This is a genomic window from Escherichia sp. MOD1-EC6300, assembly GCF_002965045.1.
Classification (GTDB): domain Bacteria; phylum Pseudomonadota; class Gammaproteobacteria; order Enterobacterales; family Enterobacteriaceae; genus Escherichia; species Escherichia coli_F.
In genome coordinates this window covers 153,075-174,426 of sequence record NZ_PTRH01000004.1, presented here as the reverse complement: position 1 = coordinate 174,426, position 21,352 = coordinate 153,075, and the positions used below count along the sequence as shown (strand labels likewise).

24 protein-coding genes are annotated in these 21,352 nt (G+C 48.3%); 15 read left to right on the top strand and 9 right to left on the bottom strand.

Features of this window, described 5'->3' with window-relative positions; all coding sequences use genetic code 11:
• Positions 1-2 precede the first annotated feature (2 nt).
• From yeaG to yeaK, 5 genes are all read left to right on the top strand, one after another.
• Positions 3-1,937: a protein kinase YeaG gene (gene yeaG / locus BGE37_RS08155; protein ID WP_001019882.1), complete on the top strand. Its 1,935-nt coding sequence runs from the start codon at positions 3-5 to the stop codon at positions 1,935-1,937.
• A gap of 112 nt (positions 1,938-2,049) precedes the next feature.
• Entirely contained in the window at positions 2,050-3,333 is a 1,284-nt protein-coding gene (locus BGE37_RS08150; RefSeq protein WP_000219686.1) for a YeaH/YhbH family protein, read from the top strand.
• 146 nt (positions 3,334-3,479) lie between these two features.
• The gene (locus BGE37_RS08145) at positions 3,480-4,955 is read left to right on the top strand and encodes a sensor domain-containing diguanylate cyclase (RefSeq protein WP_105287925.1); all 1,476 of its coding nucleotides are present in this window, start codon (positions 3,480-3,482) and stop codon (positions 4,953-4,955) included.
• A 180-nt stretch (positions 4,956-5,135) separates the two neighbouring features.
• Complete coding sequence (gene dgcJ, locus BGE37_RS08140; protein ID WP_088541816.1) at positions 5,136-6,626, top strand: diguanylate cyclase DgcJ; 1,491 nt, start codon at positions 5,136-5,138, stop codon at positions 6,624-6,626.
• A gap of 42 nt (positions 6,627-6,668) precedes the next feature.
• A complete protein-coding gene (yeaK, locus tag BGE37_RS08135; protein WP_105287924.1) occupies positions 6,669-7,172 on the top strand; it encodes a mischarged aminoacyl-tRNA deacylase in 504 nt (167 codons plus the stop codon).
• Here the strand turns inward: yeaK and yoaI are convergent, their stop codons facing one another.
• Entirely contained in the window at positions 7,173-7,277 is a 105-nt protein-coding gene (gene yoaI / locus BGE37_RS08130; protein WP_032193887.1) for a small membrane protein YoaI, read from the bottom strand.
• Between the two features lie 168 nt (positions 7,278-7,445).
• Here yoaI and BGE37_RS08125 point away from each other — a divergent pair, with 168 nt between their 5' ends.
• Positions 7,446-7,892 carry a DUF441 domain-containing protein gene (locus BGE37_RS08125; protein ID WP_000460707.1) on the top strand — a complete coding sequence of 149 codons (447 nt, stop codon included), beginning with the start codon at positions 7,446-7,448 and terminating at the stop codon, positions 7,890-7,892.
• Here the strand turns inward: BGE37_RS08125 and nimR are convergent.
• On the bottom strand, positions 7,849-8,670 hold the full coding sequence (gene nimR / locus BGE37_RS08120; RefSeq protein ID WP_105287923.1) for a DNA-binding transcriptional regulator NimR: 822 nt from the start codon (positions 8,668-8,670) through the stop codon (positions 7,849-7,851). The genes BGE37_RS08125 and nimR overlap by 44 nt on opposite strands.
• 96 nt (positions 8,671-8,766) lie before the next feature.
• Between nimR and nimT the strand changes: the two genes are divergently transcribed.
• Positions 8,767-9,948: a 2-nitroimidazole transporter gene (gene nimT, locus BGE37_RS08115; RefSeq protein ID WP_000128490.1), complete on the top strand. Its 1,182-nt coding sequence runs from the start codon at positions 8,767-8,769 to the stop codon at positions 9,946-9,948.
• A gap of 54 nt (positions 9,949-10,002) precedes the next feature.
• A complete protein-coding gene (locus tag BGE37_RS08110; protein WP_001025381.1) occupies positions 10,003-10,350 on the top strand; it encodes a DUF488 domain-containing protein in 348 nt (115 codons plus the stop codon).
• 21 nt (positions 10,351-10,371) lie between these two features.
• Here BGE37_RS08110 and yoaF read toward each other — a convergent pair whose 3' ends face one another.
• A complete protein-coding gene (gene yoaF, locus BGE37_RS08105) occupies positions 10,372-10,626 on the bottom strand; it encodes a DUF333 domain-containing lipoprotein YoaF (RefSeq protein ID WP_000691930.1) in 255 nt (84 codons plus the stop codon).
• Positions 10,627-10,808: 182 nt separating this feature from the next.
• Between yoaF and dgcP the strand changes: the two genes are divergently transcribed.
• From dgcP to yoaJ, 3 genes are read left to right on the top strand one after another with little or no spacing between them, the layout of a single operon-like run.
• A complete protein-coding gene (gene dgcP / locus BGE37_RS08100) occupies positions 10,809-11,834 on the top strand; it encodes a diguanylate cyclase DgcP (RefSeq protein ID WP_024212062.1) in 1,026 nt (341 codons plus the stop codon).
• Between the two features lie 32 nt (positions 11,835-11,866).
• The gene (locus BGE37_RS08095) at positions 11,867-11,965 is read left to right on the top strand and encodes a YoaK family small membrane protein (RefSeq protein ID WP_001219350.1); all 99 of its coding nucleotides are present in this window, start codon (positions 11,867-11,869) and stop codon (positions 11,963-11,965) included.
• A gap of 2 nt (positions 11,966-11,967) precedes the next feature.
• Complete coding sequence (yoaJ, locus tag BGE37_RS08090; RefSeq protein WP_001386836.1) at positions 11,968-12,042, top strand: protein YoaJ; 75 nt, start codon at positions 11,968-11,970, stop codon at positions 12,040-12,042.
• 58 nt (positions 12,043-12,100) lie between these two features.
• On the opposite strand, the gene BGE37_RS08085 is transcribed toward yoaJ, so the two are convergent.
• The 5 genes from BGE37_RS08085 to dmlR all read right to left on the bottom strand — a co-directional run bounded on the left by BGE37_RS08085 (position 12,101) and on the right by dmlR (position 14,903).
• The gene (locus BGE37_RS08085; RefSeq protein ID WP_000512153.1) at positions 12,101-12,349 is read right to left on the bottom strand and encodes a GlsB/YeaQ/YmgE family stress response membrane protein; all 249 of its coding nucleotides are present in this window, start codon (positions 12,347-12,349) and stop codon (positions 12,101-12,103) included.
• 147 nt (positions 12,350-12,496) lie between these two features.
• Positions 12,497-12,679, bottom strand: a complete 183-nt coding sequence (locus BGE37_RS08080; protein ID WP_000513737.1) for a DUF1869 domain-containing protein — start codon at positions 12,677-12,679, stop codon at positions 12,497-12,499.
• Positions 12,680-12,682: 3 nt separating this feature from the next.
• Positions 12,683-13,042, bottom strand: a complete 360-nt coding sequence (yeaR, locus tag BGE37_RS08075; RefSeq protein WP_000939322.1) for a DUF1971 domain-containing protein YeaR — start codon at positions 13,040-13,042, stop codon at positions 12,683-12,685.
• 172 nt (positions 13,043-13,214) lie between these two features.
• Positions 13,215-13,853, bottom strand: a complete 639-nt coding sequence (gene leuE, locus BGE37_RS08070; RefSeq protein WP_105276943.1) for a leucine efflux protein LeuE — start codon at positions 13,851-13,853, stop codon at positions 13,215-13,217.
• Positions 13,854-13,979: 126 nt separating this feature from the next.
• Positions 13,980-14,903, bottom strand: coding sequence for a DNA-binding transcriptional regulator DmlR (gene dmlR / locus BGE37_RS08065; protein WP_001353156.1), 924 nt, complete (start codon positions 14,901-14,903; stop codon positions 13,980-13,982).
• A gap of 102 nt (positions 14,904-15,005) precedes the next feature.
• Here dmlR and dmlA point away from each other — a divergent pair, with 102 nt between their 5' ends.
• From dmlA to yeaX, 4 genes are all read left to right on the top strand, one after another.
• The gene (gene dmlA, locus BGE37_RS08060) at positions 15,006-16,091 is read left to right on the top strand and encodes a multifunctional D-malate/3-isopropylmalate/tartarate dehydrogenase (protein WP_105287922.1); all 1,086 of its coding nucleotides are present in this window, start codon (positions 15,006-15,008) and stop codon (positions 16,089-16,091) included.
• 249 nt (positions 16,092-16,340) lie between these two features.
• Positions 16,341-17,951: a BCCT family transporter YeaV gene (yeaV, locus tag BGE37_RS08055; protein WP_105287921.1), complete on the top strand. Its 1,611-nt coding sequence runs from the start codon at positions 16,341-16,343 to the stop codon at positions 17,949-17,951.
• 31 nt (positions 17,952-17,982) lie between these two features.
• Complete coding sequence (yeaW, locus tag BGE37_RS08050) at positions 17,983-19,107, top strand: carnitine monooxygenase, oxygenase subunit YeaW (protein WP_105287920.1); 1,125 nt, start codon at positions 17,983-17,985, stop codon at positions 19,105-19,107.
• A gap of 55 nt (positions 19,108-19,162) precedes the next feature.
• Positions 19,163-20,128, top strand: coding sequence for a carnitine monooxygenase reductase subunit YeaX (gene yeaX, locus BGE37_RS08045; protein WP_105276940.1), 966 nt, complete (start codon positions 19,163-19,165; stop codon positions 20,126-20,128).
• Between the two features lie 53 nt (positions 20,129-20,181).
• Here the strand turns inward: yeaX and rnd are convergent, their stop codons facing one another.
• Complete coding sequence (gene rnd / locus BGE37_RS08040) at positions 20,182-21,297, bottom strand: ribonuclease D (protein WP_123057322.1); 1,116 nt, start codon at positions 21,295-21,297, stop codon at positions 20,182-20,184.
• Positions 21,298-21,352 lie beyond the last annotated feature (55 nt).

Below are 21,352 nucleotides of genomic sequence, written 5' to 3'. Positions count from 1 at the left end.
CCATGAATATATTCGATCACTATCGCCAGCGATATGAAGCTGCCAAGGACGAAGAGTTCACACTGCAGGAGTTTCTTACCACTTGTCGGCAAGATCGCAGTGCTTATGCCAACGCGGCTGAGCGGCTATTGATGGCTATCGGTGAGCCTGTCATGGTCGATACAGCCCAGGAACCCAGACTTTCTCGACTCTTTTCTAACCGGGTCATTGCACGTTACCCGGCCTTTGAAGAGTTTTACGGCATGGAAGACGCGATTGAACAGATTGTCTCTTATCTGAAACACGCGGCTCAGGGGCTGGAGGAGAAGAAACAAATCCTGTATCTGCTGGGGCCTGTGGGTGGGGGTAAATCATCGCTTGCTGAGCGACTGAAATCATTAATGCAGCTCGTGCCGATCTATGTATTAAGCGCTAACGGTGAGCGGAGCCCGGTCAACGATCATCCGTTCTGTCTTTTCAATCCGCAAGAAGATGCGCAGATTCTGGAAAAAGAGTATGGCATTCCTCGACGCTATCTTGGCACCATCATGTCGCCGTGGGCAGCAAAACGCCTGCATGAATTTGGTGGCGATATTACTAAGTTCCGGGTGGTAAAGGTCTGGCCGTCAATTCTGCAACAAATTGCTATCGCCAAAACGGAACCTGGCGATGAGAACAACCAGGACATCTCAGCGCTGGTAGGGAAAGTCGATATCCGTAAACTCGAACACTACGCGCAGAACGATCCGGACGCCTACGGATATTCCGGTGCACTATGCCGCGCCAACCAGGGGATCATGGAGTTTGTCGAGATGTTTAAAGCACCGATTAAAGTGCTGCATCCCCTGTTAACCGCCACTCAGGAAGGTAACTACAACGGGACGGAAGGTATCTCCGCCCTGCCGTTTAACGGGATTATTCTCGCCCATTCGAACGAATCCGAATGGGTCACTTTCCGTAATAACAAGAACAACGAAGCCTTCCTCGATCGTGTTTATATCGTGAAGGTGCCATATTGCTTGCGTATTTCCGAAGAGATCAAAATCTACGAGAAATTGCTTAATCACAGTGAACTGACTCACGCCCCATGCGCACCTGGCACGCTGGAAACGCTGTCTCGTTTTTCCATTCTTTCGCGTCTGAAAGAGCCGGAAAACTCCAGCATTTATTCGAAGATGCGGGTTTATGATGGCGAAAGTCTGAAAGACACCGATCCGAAAGCCAAGTCGTATCAGGAATATCGTGACTACGCAGGCGTTGATGAAGGGATGAACGGTCTGTCCACGCGTTTTGCGTTTAAGATCCTCTCTCGCGTGTTCAACTTCGACCACGTGGAAGTGGCAGCAAACCCTGTTCATCTGTTCTACGTCCTGGAACAGCAGATCGAGCGCGAGCAGTTCCCTCAGGAGCAGGCTGAGCGTTATCTCGAGTTCCTGAAAGGTTACTTGATTCCGAAATATGCTGAGTTTATCGGTAAAGAGATTCAGACTGCGTATCTTGAATCCTATTCTGAATATGGACAAAACATTTTTGACCGTTATGTCACGTATGCAGATTTCTGGATTCAGGATCAGGAGTATCGCGACCCGGATACCGGGCAGCTATTTGACCGCGAATCTCTCAACGCTGAGCTGGAGAAAATTGAGAAACCGGCGGGGATCAGTAATCCAAAAGATTTCCGCAACGAGATTGTCAACTTCGTACTGCGCGCCAGAGCGAATAACAGCGGACGCAATCCGAACTGGACCAGCTATGAAAAACTGCGCACGGTTATTGAGAAGAAAATGTTCTCTAATACCGAGGAGCTGTTGCCGGTTATTTCGTTTAACGCCAAAACGTCAACCGACGAGCAGAAGAAACACGACGATTTTGTCGACCGTATGATGGAAAAAGGCTACACCCGTAAACAGGTGCGTTTACTGTGCGAATGGTATTTGCGCGTACGTAAATCGTCTTAACAACCATGGCCCGGTACGCATGCTACCGGGCCTACAACGACAGCGAACCGTGGGCCAGAGAAGCGGCAACACAGGCGTAGCAAACAGTTGGCAAATGTAGTACGGGGGGCATATGACCTGGTTTATTGACCGGCGTCTGAACGGCAAAAACAAAAGCATGGTGAATCGCCAGCGTTTTTTACGCCGTTATAAAGCGCAAATTAAACAGTCGATCTCCGAGGCCATTAATAAGCGTTCGGTGACTGACGTCGACAGCGGCGAGTCCGTATCCATTCCAACGGAAGATATTAGCGAACCGATGTTTCATCAGGGACGTGGCGGCCTGCGCCACCGCGTTCATCCGGGCAATGACCATTTCGTCCAGAATGACCGCATTGAACGCCCCCAGGGCGGCGGCGGTGGTTCCGGCAGTGGTCAGGGCCAGGCCAGCCAGGATGGTGAAGGTCAGGATGAATTTGTCTTTCAGATTTCGAAAGATGAGTATCTTGATCTGCTCTTTGAAGATTTGGCCTTACCGAATCTGAAACAAAACCAACAACGCCAGCTGACCGAATATAAAACGCATCGGGCGGGTTATACCGCTAACGGCGTTCCTGCCAATATCAGCGTTGTGCGTTCATTGCAGAACTCACTGGCGCGACGCACAGCCATGACGGCGGGCAAGCGGCGGGAACTTCATGCGCTGGAAGAGAATTTGGCCATCATCAGCAACAGTGAGCCTGCGCAACTACTGGAAGAGGAACGTCTGCGCAAAGAAATTGCAGAATTACGTGCCAAAATTGAACGCGTCCCTTTTATTGACACCTTCGATTTACGTTACAAGAACTACGAAAAACGACCCGATCCCTCCAGCCAGGCAGTGATGTTTTGCCTGATGGACGTTTCGGGTTCAATGGATCAGTCCACTAAAGATATGGCTAAGCGTTTTTATATTCTGCTGTATCTGTTCCTTAGCAGAACGTATAAGAACGTGGAAGTCGTTTACATCCGGCACCATACCCAGGCGAAAGAAGTCGATGAACATGAGTTTTTCTACTCACAGGAAACTGGCGGTACCATTGTTTCCAGCGCCCTGAAACTGATGGATGAGGTGGTGAAAGAGCGTTATAACCCGGCGCAATGGAATATTTACGCGGCACAAGCATCGGACGGCGATAACTGGGCCGATGACTCTCCACTTTGCCATGAAATCCTGGCGAAAAAATTATTGCCCGTTGTTCGTTATTACAGCTATATCGAAATTACCCGTCGCGCTCATCAGACACTGTGGCGAGAATATGAACATCTGCAATCTACTTTCGACAATTTTGCGATGCAGCATATCCGCGACCAGGATGATATTTATCCGGTGTTCCGTGAACTATTTCATAAACAAAATGCAACAGCTAAAGACTAAAACTGTCAGCCGGGTCATTATCGCCTGGCTGATTTTTAGCTCACTGTAAATTATCTCATTTATTACATACATTAGCTTACAATCGCTTTAAATATGACAGCATAACCTTTACACAATTTAGTTTCAGAAAACAATCATTCGGAAAAATGATTCGGTCAACACGTATTTCCCTGGGGTTATTCTTTAATTATTTTTTATCGTCAACGAAAATTGATCTTGGTCAAAACCATATATCTCTGCCATCAATAAAATCCAGCACTCACATTGCTCTCCTTTTTATGGCTTCTATGGGTACACAAAAATTAAAAGCTCAAGGCTTTTTTATTTTCAGCTTATTGCTGACGTTAATTTTATTTTGCATTACTACCTTATATAACGAAAACACCAATGTAAAACTCATCCCACAGATGAATTACCTGATGGTTGTTGTGGCTTTGTTTTTCCTTAACGCCGTCATTTTTCTTTTCATGTTAATGAAGTATTTCACTAACAAACAAATTTTACCAACACTCATTTTAAGCCTTGCATTTTTAAGTGGCCTTATCTATTTAGTTGAAACCATTGTAATTATCCATAAACCAATCAACGGCAGTACACTGATCCAGACAAAGTCGAATGATGTTTCTATTTTCTATATTTTCCGCCAACTCAGTTTCATTTGTTTAACCTCGCTGGCGCTCTTTTGTTATGGGAAAGACAACATCCTTGACAACAATAACAAAAAAACTGGCATTCTGTTGCTGGCGCTGATTCCTTTTTTAGTTTTTCCCCTTCTGGCACACAATCTGAGCAGTTATAACGCTGACTATTCTTTGTATGTCGTCGATTACTGTCCGGACAACCATACTGCGACCTGGGGAATCAACTATACAAAAATATTGGTTTGTTTGTGGGCATTTTTACTGTTCTTTATTATCATGCGTACACGATTAGCCAGCGAACTATGGCCGTTAATAGCATTATTATGTCTGGCATCGCTATGCTGCAACTTACTTCTACTGACTCTGGATGAGTATAATTACACCATCTGGTATATCAGTCGCGGGATTGAAGTTTCCAGTAAACTGTTTGTTGTGTCTTTTCTGATTTATAACATTTTTCAGGAACTGCAACTCTCCAGCAAACTGGCAGTTCATGATGTACTGACCAATATTTATAATCGGCGCTACTTTTTCAACAGCGTAGAGTCATTATTGTCGCGACCTGTTGTTAAGGACTTTTGTGTCATGCTGGTTGATATTAATCAGTTCAAGCGCATCAATGCCCAATGGGGACATCGTGTGGGTGATAAAGTGCTGGTTTCAATTGTCGATATTATCCAGCAAAGCATCCGCCCCGATGATATTTTAGCGCGACTGGAGGGTGAGGTGTTTGGCTTGCTATTTACCGAACTCAATAGTGCCCAGGCAAAAATCATTGCGGAACGTATGCGTAAAAATGTCGAACTCCTGACCGGTTTTAGTAACAGATATGATGTTCCTGAACAAATGACCATCAGTATTGGCACGGTTTTTTCAACGGGTGACACGCGTAATATCTCGCTTGTCATGACGGAAGCAGATAAAGCCTTACGCGAAGCGAAAAGCGAGGGGGGCAACAAAGTGATTATTCATCATATTTAAGTGCAAAAATATTCAGAGCCATGCTTTTTGCGTGGCTTTTGCATACAATTTATTACTATTACCCCTAAATTTCCCCTCCCCAGCGGCGCAGAGATGAGTATAATTAGCGCCCCTGTGCCAGGCCGCAATCGAACTTTATCTGGTTTTCTCGTTTCACTAACCGAAGGAGTGCCATTTATCATGAAATTGCACCATAGAATGCTCCGGCATTTTATCGCCGCAAGTGTCATTGTGCTGACATCTTCCTTCCTTATTTTTGAACTTGTCGCCAGCGACAGAGCAATGAGTGCCTATCTGCGCTATATCGTGCAGAGAGCAGACTCCTCCTTTCTTTATGATAAGTATCAGAATCAGAGCATTGCCGCGCATGTGATGCGCGCTCTCGCTGCTGAGCAGTCGGAAGTGTCGCCAGAACAGCGGCGCGCCATCTGCGAGGCTTTTGAGTCTGCCAATAATACCCATGGTTTAAACCTGACTGCCCATAAGTACACGGGCTTACACGGTACACTACAAACCGCATCCACTGACTGCGACACAATTGTGGAAGCTGCGGCACTATTACCCGCTTTTGATCAGGCAGTGGAAGGCAACCGCCACCAGGATGATTATGGTTCAGGTCTTGGAATGGCCGAAGAGAAATTTCACTATTATCTCGATCTCAATGACCTCTATGTCTATTTTTATGAGCCGGTTAATGTTGAGTACTTTGCGATGAATAACTGGTCCTTCCTGCAGTCAGGAAGCATTGGCATCGATCGCAAAGATATTGAAAAAGTTTTTACCGGTCGCACCGTATTATCGAGCATTTACCAGGATCAGCGTACTAAACAGAACGTGATGAGTTTGCTGACGCCAGTGTATGTTGCAGGGCAGCTAAAAGGAATTGTGCTGCTGGATATTAACAAAAACAATCTGCGGAATATCTTTTACACGCATGACCGCCCTCTCCTCTGGCGTTTTCTCAATGTCACGCTAACCGATACAGATTCTGGGCGCGACATTATCATCAACCAGAGCGAAGATAATCTGTTCCAGTATGTCAGTTACGTCCATGACTTACCGGGCGGCATTCGTGTATCGTTATCCATTGATATTCTTTACTTTATCACATCTTCGTGGAAAAGCGTTCTGTTCTGGATTTTGACGGCGTTAATTTTGCTGAATATGGTGCGGATGCACTTCCGTTTATACCAAAATGTGTCGCGAGAAAATATTAGTGATGCGATGACCGGACTGTATAATCGCAAAATATTAACCCCTGAACTGGAGCAGCGGTTGCAAAAACTGGTGCAATCTGGTTCTTCGGTGATGTTTATTGCAATTGACATGGACAAGTTAAAGCAAATAAATGACACGCTCGGTCATCAGGAAGGAGATTTAGCGATTACGTTATTAGCTCAGGCGATTAAACAGTCGATTCGTAAAAGTGATTATGCCATCCGACTCGGTGGCGATGAATTCTGCATCATTCTTGTCGATTCGACGCCGCAAATTGCAGCACAACTGCCTGAACGTATCGAAAAACGTCTGCAACATATCGCGCCGCAGAAAGAGATCGGCTTCTCTTCCGGTATTTATGCGATGAAAGAAAACGATACGTTACATGATGCGTATAAAGCTTCCGATGAGCGTTTATATGTCAATAAGCAGAACAAAAACAGCCGTTCATGATAATCTTCTGTGGTTGTTTGCTTGTAATCTCAGGAGCATGAAATGACTGAAATGGCTAAAGGAAGCGTGACGCATCAGCGGTTAATCGCTTTATTATCACAAGAAGGAGCTGACTTCCGCGTCGTTACCCATGAGGCGGTAGGTAAATGCGAAGCGGTGTCAGAAATTCGTGGCACCGCTTTAGGCCAGGGGGCTAAGGCACTGGTATGTAAAGTCAAAGGCAATGGCGTAAATCAACATGTTCTGGCGATCCTCGCTGCCGATCAACAGGCCGATCTGAGCCAACTTGCCATCCATATAGGCGGATTACGCGCTTCGTTGGCCAGCCCGGCGGAAGTCGATGAACTCACAGGCTGTGTCTTTGGCGCGATCCCCCCTTTCAGCTTCCATCCAAAACTCAAACTGGTCGCCGACCCATTGCTCTTCGAGCGATTCGATGAAATCGCCTTTAATGCAGGCATGCTGAATAAATCCGTTATTTTGAAAACTGCGGATTATCTGCGCATTGCGAAACCAGAACTGGTGAATTTCCGCCGCACTGCGTAACTAGCCTGTCCGTTCAATAAGCAGAACGGACAAAACTAGCACAACAGCAATAACAAAAAACGATGACGTGATAATCAGTGTCTCAACGAACATTTGATCGTTCATGGTATGCCCCGGGAGATAACTGTTTTCACGTTATTGATAGCGTGTACAAATGGCAGTTTGATGACAGTTCGCCTGATTTTTTATGCAAAAAACGTAAAGATTTTCTACTTCCTTCCTGCAGCAAGCGTAAAGTAAGCAGGCTTATTATTTTTTGGCAAGGAAACCACGATGTTTGATGTCACTTTGCTGATCCTGCTCGGGTTAGCTGCGCTGGGCTTTATCAGTCATAACACCACTGTCGCCGTTTCAATTCTGGTGTTAATCATTGTCCGCGTCACACCGTTAAGCACCTTTTTCCCGTGGATTGAAAAACAGGGGCTAAGTATCGGGATAATCATTCTGACGATTGGCGTTATGGCCCCCATCGCCAGCGGGACGCTACCGCCCTCAACCCTGATTCACTCATTTCTGAACTGGAAATCGCTGGTGGCAATTGCAGTAGGCGTTATTGTCTCCTGGCTAGGTGGGCGCGGCGTGACGTTAATGGGCAGCCAGCCGCAACTGGTCGCCGGGCTGCTGGTGGGCACTGTTTTGGGCGTGGCGCTGTTTCGCGGCGTACCGGTTGGCCCGCTTATTGCCGCGGGTCTGGTTTCGCTGATTGTGGGGAAACAGTAGTTAATCCCGCAATATATCGGCCTGGCGTTTGCCCCAGGCCTTTCTTAAACATAGTAATAAAGGCCGTTGTTGAATCATACCCCAGCGTATGTGCAACTTTCTGTACTGTATCGCCTTTTACTAATCCCTGAAGCGCCATAATCAGCTGTAACTGCTGACGCCACTGGCGAAAACTCAACCCCGTCTCTTTCACTATCAGCCGGGCAAGATTGCGTTCACTCATCGCAAAAAAGCCAGCCCATTGCCCCAATGAGCCCCACTCGACGGGCTCTTTCGCCATCATCTCCACCATCGTGCGGATTTTAGGATGAGAAGAAACGGGCAGGTGCAGCTGTTGTTGTGGCTGCTGAGGGAGTTCATCAAACAGGACCTGAATTAATCTGCGGGTCATCGGCTCAGCACGCTGAGTCGTCGTCCTGTTTGCCAGGGTTAAAATTAATTCCCGGCATAAGGGCGATATTTTCAATGTGCAACATGTTGTCGGCATTGTCACTGCGCTGGGTTCGATAAACAGAAAACAGAGTTCAGCGTTAGCTGTCACTTGATTGCTATGTTTCACCCCGCCCGGTATCCAAACCGCATATTGTGGCGGCACCATCCACAAAGCATTTTCCACCGTACAGGTAATTGCACCATGTAGTGCCAGTATCAACTGCCCTTTGCGGTGCTTATGTACAGAACTGGTTAACTCATCCGTTCCGGCGTGAATACAAAATGCGACCGCGGCTTCATGGTGTCGGTCGGGTTCATAGCCATTGAGATTCAACCTGTGCATCATTTTGTCCGAATTTAGCGATATTTTGTCATTTTAGCTTGATTCAACATAACAATAAAAACGGTAAGGTACAGCCTCGTTTGTAACAATGAGAAGCATATGACCTGTTCAACTTCATTAAGCGGTAAAAACAGGATTGTCCTTATCGCTGGCATTCTGATGATTGCCACAACATTACGCGTCACCTTTACCGGCGCAGCACCGTTACTGGATACGATTCGTTCCGCTTACTCGCTAACGACGGCGCAAACCGGCTTATTGACCACCCTGCCATTATTAGCCTTTGCGCTAATCTCACCGCTGGCCGCCCCGGTGGCGCGACGTTTTGGTATGGAACGTAGCCTGTTTGCCGCGTTACTTTTGATCTGTGCTGGTATTGCAATTCGCTCTCTCCCTTCGCCTTACTTATTATTTGGCGGTACAGCGGTCATTGGCGGTGGGATTGCATTAGGCAATGTCTTACTGCCAGGATTAATTAAACGCGATTTCCCTCATTCCGTCGCCAGACTTACCGGCGCATATTCCCTGACAATGGGAGCTGCGGCGGCACTGGGATCGGCTATGGTCGTGCCGCTGGCTTTGAACGGTTTTGGCTGGCAAGGCGCGTTGCTCATGCTGATGTGTTTTCCTCTGCTGGCTCTTTTTTTATGGCTGCCACAGTGGCGAAGTCAACAACATGCAAATTTGAGTACCTCACGCGCCTTACATACTCGGGGTATCTGGCGTTCGCCGCTTGCCTGGCAGGTAACATTGTTTCTTGGGATCAACTCACTCGTCTATTACGTGATTATTGGCTGGCTTCCGGCGATCCTCATCAGTCACGGCTATAGCGAAGCACAGGCGGGTTCACTGCATGGTTTGCTGCAACTAGCCACAGCAGCTCCCGGTTTGCTGATCCCACTTTTCTTACATCATGTGAAAGATCAGCGTGGTATTGCAGCGTTCGTTGCCTTGATGTGCGCAGTGGGCGCGGTTGGGCTCTGCTTTATGCCAGCACACGCGATCACCTGGACTCTGCTTTTCGGTTTTGGTTCCGGCGCAACAATGATACTGGGGTTGACGTTCATTGGTCTGAGGGCAAGTTCGGCGCATCAGGCGGCGGCACTCTCGGGGATGGCACAATCCGTCGGGTATTTGCTGGCAGCCTGTGGGCCGCCGCTGATGGGCAAAATACACGATGCTAACGGTGACTGGTCCGTACCACTGATGGGAGTTGCAATACTTTCACTACTGATGGCGATTTTCGGACTTTGCGCCGGAAGAGACAAAGAAATTCGCTAATATCCGGTGCTATAGTGACGTGACAAATCATGCGTGAAAAGGAGAACAAATACGATGAATATTCAGTGCAAACGCGTTTATGATCCGGCTGAACAGAGCGATGGTTATCGCGTACTGGTCGACCGCCTCTGGCCGCGTGGTATCAAAAAAACCGATTTAGCCCTTGATGAGTGGGATAAAGAAATCACGCCGTCAACGGAACTGCGCAAAGCCTTTCACGGCGAAGTCGTCGATTTTGCAACCTTTCGCGAGCAATATCTTGCAGAACTGGCGCAACACGAGCAAGAAGGAAAGCGGCTGGCAGACATCGCCAAAAAACAGCCGCTAACCCTGCTCTACTCAGCAAAAAACACCACGCAGAACCATGCGCTGGTGCTGGCAGACTGGCTACGTAGCTTGTGATTTTAGTGCAGCATCCGGCGGTTATTTTTCACCAGCCGGATGGTCCCGTCGCCACAATGCCCATTCATCAATCGTTTCACCGCCCGGTAATTTGCAATTGTTGCTGACCCCTTGCGCTGTCTGCACAGGAATGAGCGTCCCGCCCTTCTGCTGGCAATAGACCGACGCCGGATTTGCCATACCAATCTGCGGCGGTTTAGGTGCTTCTGGCTGAGAAGGGGTTGAACAACCAGCCAGGACCAGCAAGCAAGGCAGAACAAAACTGATAATTTTCATTTATTGATCTCACATATTTATCCAGGCTTAGAGTATCGCGGTATCGTTTTGTTTTGCAGCACTATTTTTATTACATTCACTCAAATCATATTACGCCTTGTTTCATCTTTGTTGTTGATGTTTTATCATGCCTGCAAAGATTAAATAATCAGCATTTACCCGCCGTATCCTGGAGTTGTTTCGTGTCAGATCAGATTATCGCCCGCGTCTCGCAATCCCTTGCCAAAGAACAGTCACTGGAAAGCCTGGTCCGACAGCTTCTGGAGATGCTGGAAATGGTCACTGATATGGAATCAACCTACCTGACCAAAGTGGATGTCGAAGCGCGCCTGCAGCATATAATGTTTGCCCGTAACAGCCAGAAAATGCACATCCCGGAGAATTTTACCGTCTCGTGGGATTACTCGTTATGCAAACGCGCCATTGATGAAAACTGCTTTTTCAGCGATGAAGTCCCCGACCGTTGGGGCGACTGTATTGCGGCACGCAATCTTGGCATCACCACATTTCTGAGCACGCCAATTCACTTACCGGATGGATCATTCTATGGCACGCTTTGCGCCGCCAGCAGTGAGAAGCGCCAGTGGAGTGAACGCGCGGAACAGGTTTTGCAGTTATTCGCCGGACTGATTGCACAATATATTCAAAAAGAGGCGCTGGTTGAACAGCTGCGCGAAGCCAATGCCGCACTGATTGCGCAATCGTATACCGACTCGTTAACCGGGCTACCGAATCGGCGGGCGATTTTTGAAAACCTGACGACGCTGTTTTCTCTTGCGAGGCATCTTAACCATAAGATAATGATCGCATTTATCGATCTGGATAACTTCAAATTAATCAATGATCGTTTTGGTCATAATAGTGGCGATCTGTTTCTTATTCAGGTTGGCGAGCGCCTTAATACGCTCCAGCAAAATGGCGAAGTTATTGGTCGTCTCGGCGGTGATGAGTTTTTGGTTGTTTCACTGAACAATGAGAATGCGGATATTCCATCGCTGCGAGAACGTATTCAACAGCAAATACGCGGAGAATATCACTTAGGTGATGTTGATTTGTATTATCCTGGTGCCAGTCTTGGCATAGTAGAAGTCGATCCTGAAACGACCGATGCAGACAGCGCCCTGCATGCTGCCGATATCGCGATGTATCAGGAGAAAAAACACAAACAGAAAACACCTTTTGTCGCGCATTCAGCGCTACATTCCTGAGGCGTATTCACATCCTTTTGATTGGTGATAACATGCGAATCGGTATTATTTTTCCGGTTGTAATCTTTATTACAGCGGTCGTATTTTTAGCATGGTTTTTTATTGGCGGCTATGCTGCCCCGGGAGCATAAAGATGAAAAAAACAACGATTATTATGATGGGCGTAGCGATTATTGTCGTTCTCGGCACTGAGTTGGGATGGTGGTAACGTCACATCTAAAAAATAGCAAAGGCTGCCTGTGTGCAGCCTTTGTGCAATTTACGCGTTAACTTTTGATCTTTCTGTAGATAAACAGCACGACAATCGCACCAATAACGGCAACCACGAAGCTGCCAAAATTGAAGCCATCGACTTTACCAAAGCCAAACAGCGTGCTGATCCATCCGCCGACTACGGCACCGACTATCCCCAGCAGGATAGTCATAAAGAATCCACCACCATCTTTACCTGGCATGATCCACTTCGCCAGAATACCGGCAATAAGCCCAAAAATAATCCATGACAGAATGCCCATTGTTTCCTCACTTATCTGTTTTGCATTAGCGGGTTAGTCGCTGATAAAAAGCATAGCACAACATCAGGAGGGCAAGATTTGTGACAAGCATCACGGAGGATTTTTTTGCGATGGCGCAGAAATTGCGCCATCTACGATCAGTGATAATTACCAACCACAAACATCATGTTCGTTTTCCGTGTCATAAGAACGCACGGTATTCACCAGATCTTTTATCACTTCAGCCGCCACTTCTGGCACCAGCAAAGTCATCGGCGTCTCTGTTTCATAATCGACAGAAACGCCATTACTGTTATTGGTGACGGTCACGGTATACGTTGCTTTGCCCATGATTCATTTCCCGTTATGAATGACTTTTCGTTGTTGCGCGCCTTCCATCAGGACTTCAGGAGCAACGAAGAAGTCAATGTTGAAATAAGTGTCGTCAGTCATGGCTTCAATGTTGTGCCACTTTTCTGGAGGGAACACCGCAAACTGCCCCGCTTCGATAAGGATCACTTGATCAGGCTCTGTACTGTGTTCATCAGCGTAGCCGAGATATTTGACCGCCCCATGCATAACGGAAAGGCGTGGGTATACCCCTGGGCGCGTTCCTTTATCAAGATGACGTTCGAATATTCCGGCAGGCGCAGTTTGTTTATTCCAGAAAGGCGTTGAGCGCGTATGAATATAATTCTGTGGGATTTGCAGCATCCTTTTCCCTCCTTCGGTGAATGCGCTGAAAACGGTTTATTTCAGCCGTTTCAGGGTACGCCTGATAATTTGCATTTTAAATACCATTTATTGGTTACTATTTAGCACCGTATCAGAGAAGAATCAGGGAGGATTACAGGTTGGAAGCCCGCGACAACGCGGGCTGAATGCATCAGGACTGGAGCGTCGCCAGTCGGGCGGCGAAACCCACAAAGATCAAACCAATCAGTGAGTTGCCCACTTTAGCCAGTTTCTTTTTGGTACGTATATACTGCGTGACAAAAGCACCAGAAATAATCAGGAAGCTCAAATAGCAGAAACTCACCAGTTCCAGCGTCGTCGCCAGAATAAAGAATGAAATTCCCGTATGTGGGGCATTAACATCGATAAACTGTACAAAAAACGACACATAGAACAAAATGGCTTTCGGATTAGTCAGGCTCAAAATTAACGCGCGCTTAAAGATGGCACCGTATTGGGGCTCGTCGGATTTGACCTCGCTATTTTTACCCTTCAGGGTCGCGTAGAGAATTTTACTCCCCAGGTAGAGCAAATAAAACGCACCGAGATAACGTACAATGTTGAATAATATCGGGGTGGTTTTAATTAATGTCGCCACTCCGGCCCATGCCAGAAACATCAATACTGCATCGCCAATAAATACGCCACAGGCCGCAAGATAGCCGCCTTTGATACCGCTACTGACGCTATTTTTGAGTACAAACAGGGTATTTGGCCCTGGCACCAACACAATAAAAATGGCTCCAACCAGATAGGTCCAGTAATTCAGTACCCCGTATTCAGCGAACACATTAACCTCTTTAATTATCTATCGATCATGCGCGATTAAAGGTGAATATGCTAACCAATCTCTAGCGGCTTAGAAAGGAGAAAATCAGGGTTTAACCTGATATCAACACGATAATTGAATCATTAATCAGGCGTGGTCCAGTGAAAAATTCGGGTAGTGCTCGGCAAAATACTGGCGTAAAAATTCTACCGTTATCCGCACTTTCGCTGACGTCGCCAGCCTTGAAACATAAACGGCCCAGACATTTGCTGGCTGGTAATACTCCGGTAGCACTTGCACTAAATGACCACTGGCAATATTTTCGCTGACATCCCACCAGGAGCGTAGCGCAATCCCCTGACCATCAAGACACCACTGATGAACAATTTCTCCATGATTAGACGACAGCGGGCCGGTGACTTTAATCGCATGGTGGCCTTCTTTATTGCGTAATTGCCAGATACCAAAAGGATGATCGCGCTCTTTAATGACCAGGCACGGCAATGCAGAAAGGTCGGTTAAATGTTTCGGCGTGCCATATTGCGCAATAAATTCCGGCGATGCGCAGAGAATACGGTAATTGGTCGCCAGTTTGCGGGCGATTAAGTTAGGTGCAATGTCATCACCAATACGAATATCGAGATCAACACCTTCATTGACCAAATCGACCAGTCGGTCTTCCACATCAAAACGTAACTCCAGTTGCGGATACGCCTTCGCCAACGCCGATAACGCCGGAGCCACCACCTGCCGTCCAAAACCAAAGCTGCTGATAATACGCAACATCCCCTGCGGCACCTGACGCACGTCAGAAAGCTCGTCCATCATCTGGCCGACATCCTGCAAAATCCGCTGCGCCCATTCATAAATCCGCTCTCCTTCTTCGGTAATAGTGACGCGGCGGGTGGTACGGTGTAACAACACCACATTTAGCGTTTGTTCCAGCAAGGCAATGCGTTTGCTGACAAAAGCCGGTGAAACACCCAATTCTTCTGCCACGGAGGCAAAACCAGCCCGGCGAGCCACCAGCATAAAGACGCGCAAATCGTTCAGCAGCGGTAAATTATTCATGATTCGTGTTTTATGTTTCACCAGTTACGGGGATTAATTCCTTTTCAGTCAATTATAGGATGAGGGTATTGTCAATTTTGATGGTCAGGAAGTGAGAACCCAATGATGAAAACGATGCGTATTGCTGCGATCCCGGGAGACGGGATTGGCAAAGAAGTCCTTCCTGAAGGGATTCGCGTGTTACAGGCTGCCGCTGAGCGCTGGGGCTTCGCCTTGAGTTTTGAGCAAATGGAGTGGGCGAGCTGCGAGTATTACAGCCATCACGGTAAAATGATGCCGGACGACTGGCATGAGCAACTTAGCCGTTTCGACGCCATCTATTTTGGTGCCGTCGGCTGGCCGGATACCGTTCCGGACCATATTTCGTTGTGGGGTTCGCTGCTGAAATTTCGTCGTGAGTTCGACCAGTACGTCAACCTGCGCCCGGTTCGTCTCTTTCCTGGCGTTCCCTGCCCGCTGGCGGGAAAACAGCCTGGCGACATCGATTTTTACGTGGTCAGGGAAAACACCGAAGGCGAATATTCCTCGCTCGGCGGTAGAGTGAATGAAGGTACAGAGCATGAAGTCGTCATTCAGGAATCGGTATTTACTCGTCGTGGTGTCGATCGTATTTTGCGCTATGCCTTTGAACTTGCGCAAAGCCGCCCACGTAAGACGCTAACTTCTGCCACTAAATCGAACGGTTTAGCCATCAGCATGCCGTACTGGGATGAGCGAGTGGAAGCAATGGCTGAGAATTACCCGGAGATCCGCTGGGACAAGCAGCATATTGATATTCTCTGCGCACGTTTTGTGATGCAGCCGGAACGCTTCGATGTGGTGGTGGCGTCTAATTTGTTTGGCGATATTCTTTCCGATCTTGGCCCGGCCTGCACCGGCACCATCGGCATTGCCCCATCCGCCAACCTGAATCCGGAACGCACTTTCCCGTCGCTCTTCGAGCCAGTCCACGGTTCCGCGCCGGATATCTACGGGAAAAATATTGCTAACCCTATCGCCACGATTTGGGCCGGTGCAATGATGCTTGATTTCCTCGGCAATGGCGATGAGCGTTTCCGGCAAGCACACAACGGTATTCTGGCCGCGATTGAAGAAGTGATTGCTCACGGTCCGAAAACACCTGATATGAAAGGCAATGCCACCACGCCACAGGTTGCCGACGCGATTTGCAAAATTATTTTGCGTTAAGGTCAAACCAGTTTATTTGAACCGCGTCACTGACGCGGTTTTTTTATTCGTTCTTTGCAGTAAATAACCTGCGTCATTTCACCTTTTATTGTTTCCGTTTCGTGTTTTATGGCTTTCCGTATTCTTAATTGTTTAATTTATGTAACATGTAAATAATCAATTTGTTAAACACAACATACAACTCATACCCTGCAAATAATTACAACTGGCAAAAGCCAGAGACGGGCTTTTATGCCCAGGAGATGACTCATGATGAGCAATGTTAAGAAAAAAGATGTGCCGTTGATAAGCATCAGCCTGGTGGCCATTCTTTTCATCGCAGCTGCATTAAGCCTTTTCCCACAACAATCGGCCGACGCGGCCAACGCTATATACACTTTTGTCACGCGTACGTTAGGTTCCGCCGTACAGGTATTGGTTTTGCTGGCAATGGGACTGGTGATTTATTTAGCCACCAGTAAATACGGCAATATTCGTCTTGGCGAAGGAAAACCGGAATACAGCACGCTCTCCTGGCTGTTTATGTTTATTTGTGCAGGTTTAGGTTCTTCTACGCTTTATTGGGGGGTTGCTGAATGGGCCTATTATTATCAAACGCCTGGATTAAATATCGCACCGCGTTCACAACAGGCACTCGAATTTAGCGTTCCCTACTCCTTCTTCCACTGGGGCATCAGCGCCTGGGCAACTTATACGCTGGCCTCATTAATCATGGCTTATCACTTTCATGTGCGGAAAAATAAAGGGCTGAGCCTTTCCGGCATTATTGCTGCTATTACCGGCGTTCGTCCGCAAGGCCCGTGGGGAAAACTGGTTGATTTGATGTTCCTGATCGCCACTGTCGGTGCGCTGACTATTTCCCTGGTCGTCACCGCCGCAACCTTTACTCGTGGACTTTCCGCACTGACCGGTTTACCAGATAACTTCACCGTTCAGGCTTTTGTTATCCTGCTTTCCGGCGGCATTTTTTGCCTAAGCTCGTGGATTGGTATCAACAACGGTTTGCAACGTCTGAGCAAAATGGTCGGCTGGGGGGCGTTCCTTCTGCCATTGCTGGTCCTGATTGTCGGCCCAACCGAATTTATTACCAACAGCATCATCAATGCCATCGGCCTGACCACCCAAAACTTCCTGCAAATGAGTTTATTTACCGATCCACTTGGCGATGGTTTATTTACCCGCAACTGGACCGTTTTCTACTGGCTCTGGTGGATCTCTTACACGCCCGGCGTAGCAATGTTTGTCACTCGCGTATCGCGTGGTCGTAAGATCAAAGAAGTTATTTGGGGCTTGATCCTCGGAAGCACCGTCGGCTGCTGGTTCTTCTTCGGCGTAATGGAAAGCTATGCTATTCATCAGTTTATCAATGGCGTGATCAACGTCCCGCAAGTGCTGGAAACGTTGGGCGGTGAAACTGCCGTTCAACAAGTTCTGATGTCATTGCCAGCCGGTAAATTATTCCTCGCCGCATACCTGGGCGTGATGATTATTTTCCTTGCCTCGCATATGGATGCGGTGGCCTACACTATGGCGGCGACCAGTACGCGAAATCTTCAGGAAGGTGACGACCCTGACCGTGGTCTTCGCCTATTCTGGTGCGTGGTGATCACCCTGATCCCACTGTCTATCTTATTTACTGGCGCATCGCTGGAAACCATGAAAACCACTGTGGTACTAACAGCCCTGCCCTTCCTCGTTATTTTACTGGTGAAAGTCGGTGGATTTATTCGCTGGCTGAAGCAGGATTACGCCGATATCCCGGCTCATCAAGTTGAAGATTATCTCCCGCAGACACCGGTAGAAGCATCGGAAAAAAATCCGCTGATCCCGGCAGGAACGGTATTCAAAGGCGACAACTGAACGCCATCATCCTAACGATAAAGGTATCCCTATGAGCAATCTGAGCCCTGACTTAGTACTACCTGAAAATTTTTGCGCCAACCCGCAAGAAGCATGGACTATTCCGGCCCGTTTCTATACCGATCAGAACGCCTTTGAACATGAAAAAGAGAACGTCTTCGCCAAAAGCTGGATTTGCGTCGCTCACAATAGCGAACTGGTGAATGCCAATGATTACGTGACGCGTGAGATCATTGGCGAAAGCATTGTTCTGGTACGCGGTCGTGATAAGGTTTTGCGCGCGTTCTATAACGTTTGCCCGCACCGTGGTCATCAGTTATTGAGCGGCGAAGGGAAAGCGAAAAATGTGATTACCTGCCCGTATCACGCCTGGGCATTCAAACTCGATGGCAACCTGGCCCATGCGCGTAACTGCGAAAACGTCGCTAATTTCGACAGCGACAAAGCGCAACTGGTCCCGGTGCGTCTGGAAGAGTATGCCGGATTCGTCTTCATCAACATGGACCCTAACGCCACCAGCGTGGAAGATCAGTTACCTGGTCTGGGGGCAAAAGTGCTGGAAGCCTGCCCGGAAGTCCACGATCTGAAACTAGCGGCCCGCTTTACCACCCGCACGCCTGCCAACTGGAAGAACATTGTCGATAACTATCTTGAGTGCTATCACTGTGGTCCGGCACATCCAGGCTTTTCTGACTCCGTTCAGGTTGACCGTTACTGGCACACCATGCACGGCAACTGGACGCTGCAATACGGCTTTGCCAAACCATCCGAACAATCTTTTAAATTTGAAGAAGGTACGGATGCGGCATTCCACGGTTTCTGGCTGTGGCCGTGCACCATGCTGAACGTCACACCGATCAAAGGGATGATGACGGTCATTTATGAATTCCCTGTAGATTCTGAAACCACCCTGCAAAACTACGATATTTACTTCACCAATAAAGAGTTAACTGACGAGCAAAAATCGTTGATTGAGTGGTATCGCGATGTGTTCCGCCCGGAAGATTTACGTCTGGTTGAAAGCGTACAGAAAGGGCTGAAATCGCGTGGCTACCGTGGTCAGGGGCGCATCATGGCCGACAGTAGCGGTAGTGGCATTTCCGAACATGGTATCGCCCATTTCCATAATCTGCTGGCGCAGGTGTTTAAGGACTAATGACATCGGCGGCGGTATTTTCCGCCGCTGGGCTGATTTTTGATGGAGTACAGCAATGTCAGACTATCAAATGTTTGAAGTACAGGTGAGTCAGGTTGACCCCCTTACCGAACAGGTGAAACGCTTCACGCTGGTGGCAACCGATGGCAAACCATTACCTGCGTTTACTGGAGGAAGTCACATCATTGTGCAGATGAGCGATGGTGATAACCAGTACAGCAATGCGTACTCACTGCTGAGTTCGCCACTCGATACGTCTCGTTATCAGATTGCCGTTCGGCTGGAAGAAAACTCGCGCGGTGGTTCGCGCTTTTTGCATCAGCAGGTGAAAGCAGGCGATCGGTTGACCATTTCGACGCCTAATAATCTGTTTGCGCTAATTCCCTCGGCCAGAAAGCATCTATTTATCGCGGGCGGTATTGGTATCACCCCTTTCCTGTCGCACATGGCAGAGTTGCAATACAGCGACGTCGACTGGCAGTTACATTACTGCTCGCGAAATCCAGAAAGTTGCGCATTTCGTGATGAGCTAGTCCAGCATCCGCAGGCCGAGAAAGTCCATTTGCATCATTCATCAACCGGAACACGACTGGAATTAGCGCGATTATTGGCGGATATCGAACCTGGCACACATGTTTATACCTGTGGCCCCGAGGCGCTAAATGAGGCGGTAAGAAGTGAAGCTGCGCGTCTGGACATCGCCACCGATACGCTGCACTTTGAGCAATTTGCTATCGAAGACAAAACCGGCGATGCATTTACGCTGGTGCTTGCCCGTTCCGGAAAAGAGTTTGTGGTGCCGGAAGAGATGACTATTTTGCAGGTTATTGAAAATAGTAAAGCAGCGAAAGTGGAATGTTTATGTCGTGAAGGGGTATGCGGAACCTGCGAAACGGCAATACTGGAAGGTGAAGCTGACCATCGGGATCAGTATTTTAGCGATGAAGAGCGTGCCAGCCAGCAAAGTATGTTGATCTGTTGTTCACGCGCGAAGGGTAAACGCCTGGTGTTGGATTTGTAGTTTGCCGAAGCCGGATGTGGCGCTGAGCGCGCCCAGTCCGGCTTCGGAAGATTTTACTGTGGATATTCCTGCAATAAATTGTGTAATGCTTCCGCCATCAGCTCACCACGCCAGCCGGAAATCAGCTCCGGCAAATTGTTCTGCGGTTTCAGTTTCCAGTGCCAGTTCAGCAGCTGGTTGATTTGCCGACGCGATGCCAGCAATTCGGCGCTGATCTTGTGTGTTTCGCTCACGTCAGTAATCAGCGACTTAATCGCTTTAAACGCTTTACGATAACCCGGCATGTCCATCAGGTTAAGCATCGGCTGCGGTAAGGCCTCTTCCGGCAATGTCTGCGCTTTTTCCACCAGCGCCAGCAGCGTTTTACCGTGAAAGCGGATTTCGCTACCGGATAAGCCCAGGCTATCCAGTTCGCCAAGACTTCCCGGCATATAACGTGCTACCGACCACAAATGCTCTTCACGCACAACAAAGTTCACTGCCAAATCGCGCTCCCGCGCCTTGCGCAGTCGCCAGTCGGCTAACAGTTGCAAACAGGCTAGCTGGCGTGTGCGTAACTGCCAGGCATTGGTGATATCACGCCAGGCATCTTCCGGTGCAACGACTTCCTGACGACGCATTTGCATCAGGCGGCATTCATCCAGCGCCGCAGGTAGCCAGCCGGAGGCCTCCGTTTCTACCATAAGCTTTGCGGTGATCGGTAACAGATACCAGACATCCGCCGCTGCGTATTCACACTGACGTTCAGTCAGCGGTCTGGCCAGCCAGTCGGTGCGCGATTCACTCTTGTCCAGCGTAACGCCGGAATACTCTTCCACCATGGAAGCAAAACCCCATGACATCGGGCGTCCGCAGAAGGCAGCAAGGATTTGCGTGTCAATCAGGGGTTGTGGTAATTCGCCAAAGACATTGAGGAACACTTCCAGATCTTCACTGCCCGCATGGAGAAATTTTGTGATGGACTGATCGCGCAGTATCGCTTTCAGCGGTGACCAGTCGGAGATCCCGAGAGGATCAATTAGCGCCAGATGCTCACCATCAAAAAGTTGAATTAGACCCAGTTGCGGGTAATAGGTGCGCGTACGAACAAATTCAGTATCCAGGGCTATCGCCGGAAAGGCACGGACGGCTTCACACAAAGAAGCCAGCGCATCGTCCGTGGTAATCATTTGGTAATTCAAATTGTATTCTCTTTAGTGGGCGTCAAAAAAAACGCCGGATTAA

What these genes read in the sequence shown, in the direction of transcription:
- BGE37_RS08150 (WP_000219686.1), top strand. Translation starts at nt 2,050, where the DNA reads ATGACCTGGTTTATTGACCGGCGTCTGAACGGCAAAAACAAAAGCATG.
- yeaG (WP_001019882.1), top strand. Translation starts at nt 3, where the DNA reads ATGAATATATTCGATCACTATCGCCAGCGATATGAAGCTGCCAAGGAC.
- dgcJ (WP_088541816.1), top strand. Translation starts at nt 5,136, where the DNA reads ATGAAATTGCACCATAGAATGCTCCGGCATTTTATCGCCGCAAGTGTC.
- dmlA (WP_105287922.1), top strand. Translation starts at nt 15,006, where the DNA reads ATGATGAAAACGATGCGTATTGCTGCGATCCCGGGAGACGGGATTGGC.
- yeaV (WP_105287921.1), top strand. Translation starts at nt 16,341, where the DNA reads ATGATGAGCAATGTTAAGAAAAAAGATGTGCCGTTGATAAGCATCAGC.
- BGE37_RS08110 (WP_001025381.1), top strand. Translation starts at nt 10,003, where the DNA reads ATGAATATTCAGTGCAAACGCGTTTATGATCCGGCTGAACAGAGCGAT.
- BGE37_RS08145 (WP_105287925.1), top strand. Translation starts at nt 3,480, where the DNA reads ATGATTCGGTCAACACGTATTTCCCTGGGGTTATTCTTTAATTATTTT.
- yeaW (WP_105287920.1), top strand. Translation starts at nt 17,983, where the DNA reads ATGAGCAATCTGAGCCCTGACTTAGTACTACCTGAAAATTTTTGCGCC.
- dmlR (WP_001353156.1), bottom strand. Translation starts at nt 14,903, where the DNA reads ATGAATAATTTACCGCTGCTGAACGATTTGCGCGTCTTTATGCTGGTG.
- BGE37_RS08080 (WP_000513737.1), bottom strand. Translation starts at nt 12,679, where the DNA reads ATGGGCAAAGCAACGTATACCGTGACCGTCACCAATAACAGTAATGGC.
- rnd (WP_123057322.1), bottom strand. Translation starts at nt 21,297, where the DNA reads ATGATTACCACGGACGATGCGCTGGCTTCTTTGTGTGAAGCCGTCCGT.
- yoaF (WP_000691930.1), bottom strand. Translation starts at nt 10,626, where the DNA reads ATGAAAATTATCAGTTTTGTTCTGCCTTGCTTGCTGGTCCTGGCTGGT.
- yoaI (WP_032193887.1), bottom strand. Translation starts at nt 7,277, where the DNA reads ATGAACGATCAAATGTTCGTTGAGACACTGATTATCACGTCATCGTTT.
- nimT (WP_000128490.1), top strand. Translation starts at nt 8,767, where the DNA reads ATGACCTGTTCAACTTCATTAAGCGGTAAAAACAGGATTGTCCTTATC.
- BGE37_RS08125 (WP_000460707.1), top strand. Translation starts at nt 7,446, where the DNA reads ATGTTTGATGTCACTTTGCTGATCCTGCTCGGGTTAGCTGCGCTGGGC.
- yeaR (WP_000939322.1), bottom strand. Translation starts at nt 13,042, where the DNA reads ATGCTGCAAATCCCACAGAATTATATTCATACGCGCTCAACGCCTTTC.
- yeaX (WP_105276940.1), top strand. Translation starts at nt 19,163, where the DNA reads ATGTCAGACTATCAAATGTTTGAAGTACAGGTGAGTCAGGTTGACCCC.
- yeaK (WP_105287924.1), top strand. Translation starts at nt 6,669, where the DNA reads ATGACTGAAATGGCTAAAGGAAGCGTGACGCATCAGCGGTTAATCGCT.
- BGE37_RS08095 (WP_001219350.1), top strand. Translation starts at nt 11,867, where the DNA reads ATGCGAATCGGTATTATTTTTCCGGTTGTAATCTTTATTACAGCGGTC.
- nimR (WP_105287923.1), bottom strand. Translation starts at nt 8,670, where the DNA reads ATGATGCACAGGTTGAATCTCAATGGCTATGAACCCGACCGACACCAT.
- BGE37_RS08085 (WP_000512153.1), bottom strand. Translation starts at nt 12,349, where the DNA reads ATGGGCATTCTGTCATGGATTATTTTTGGGCTTATTGCCGGTATTCTG.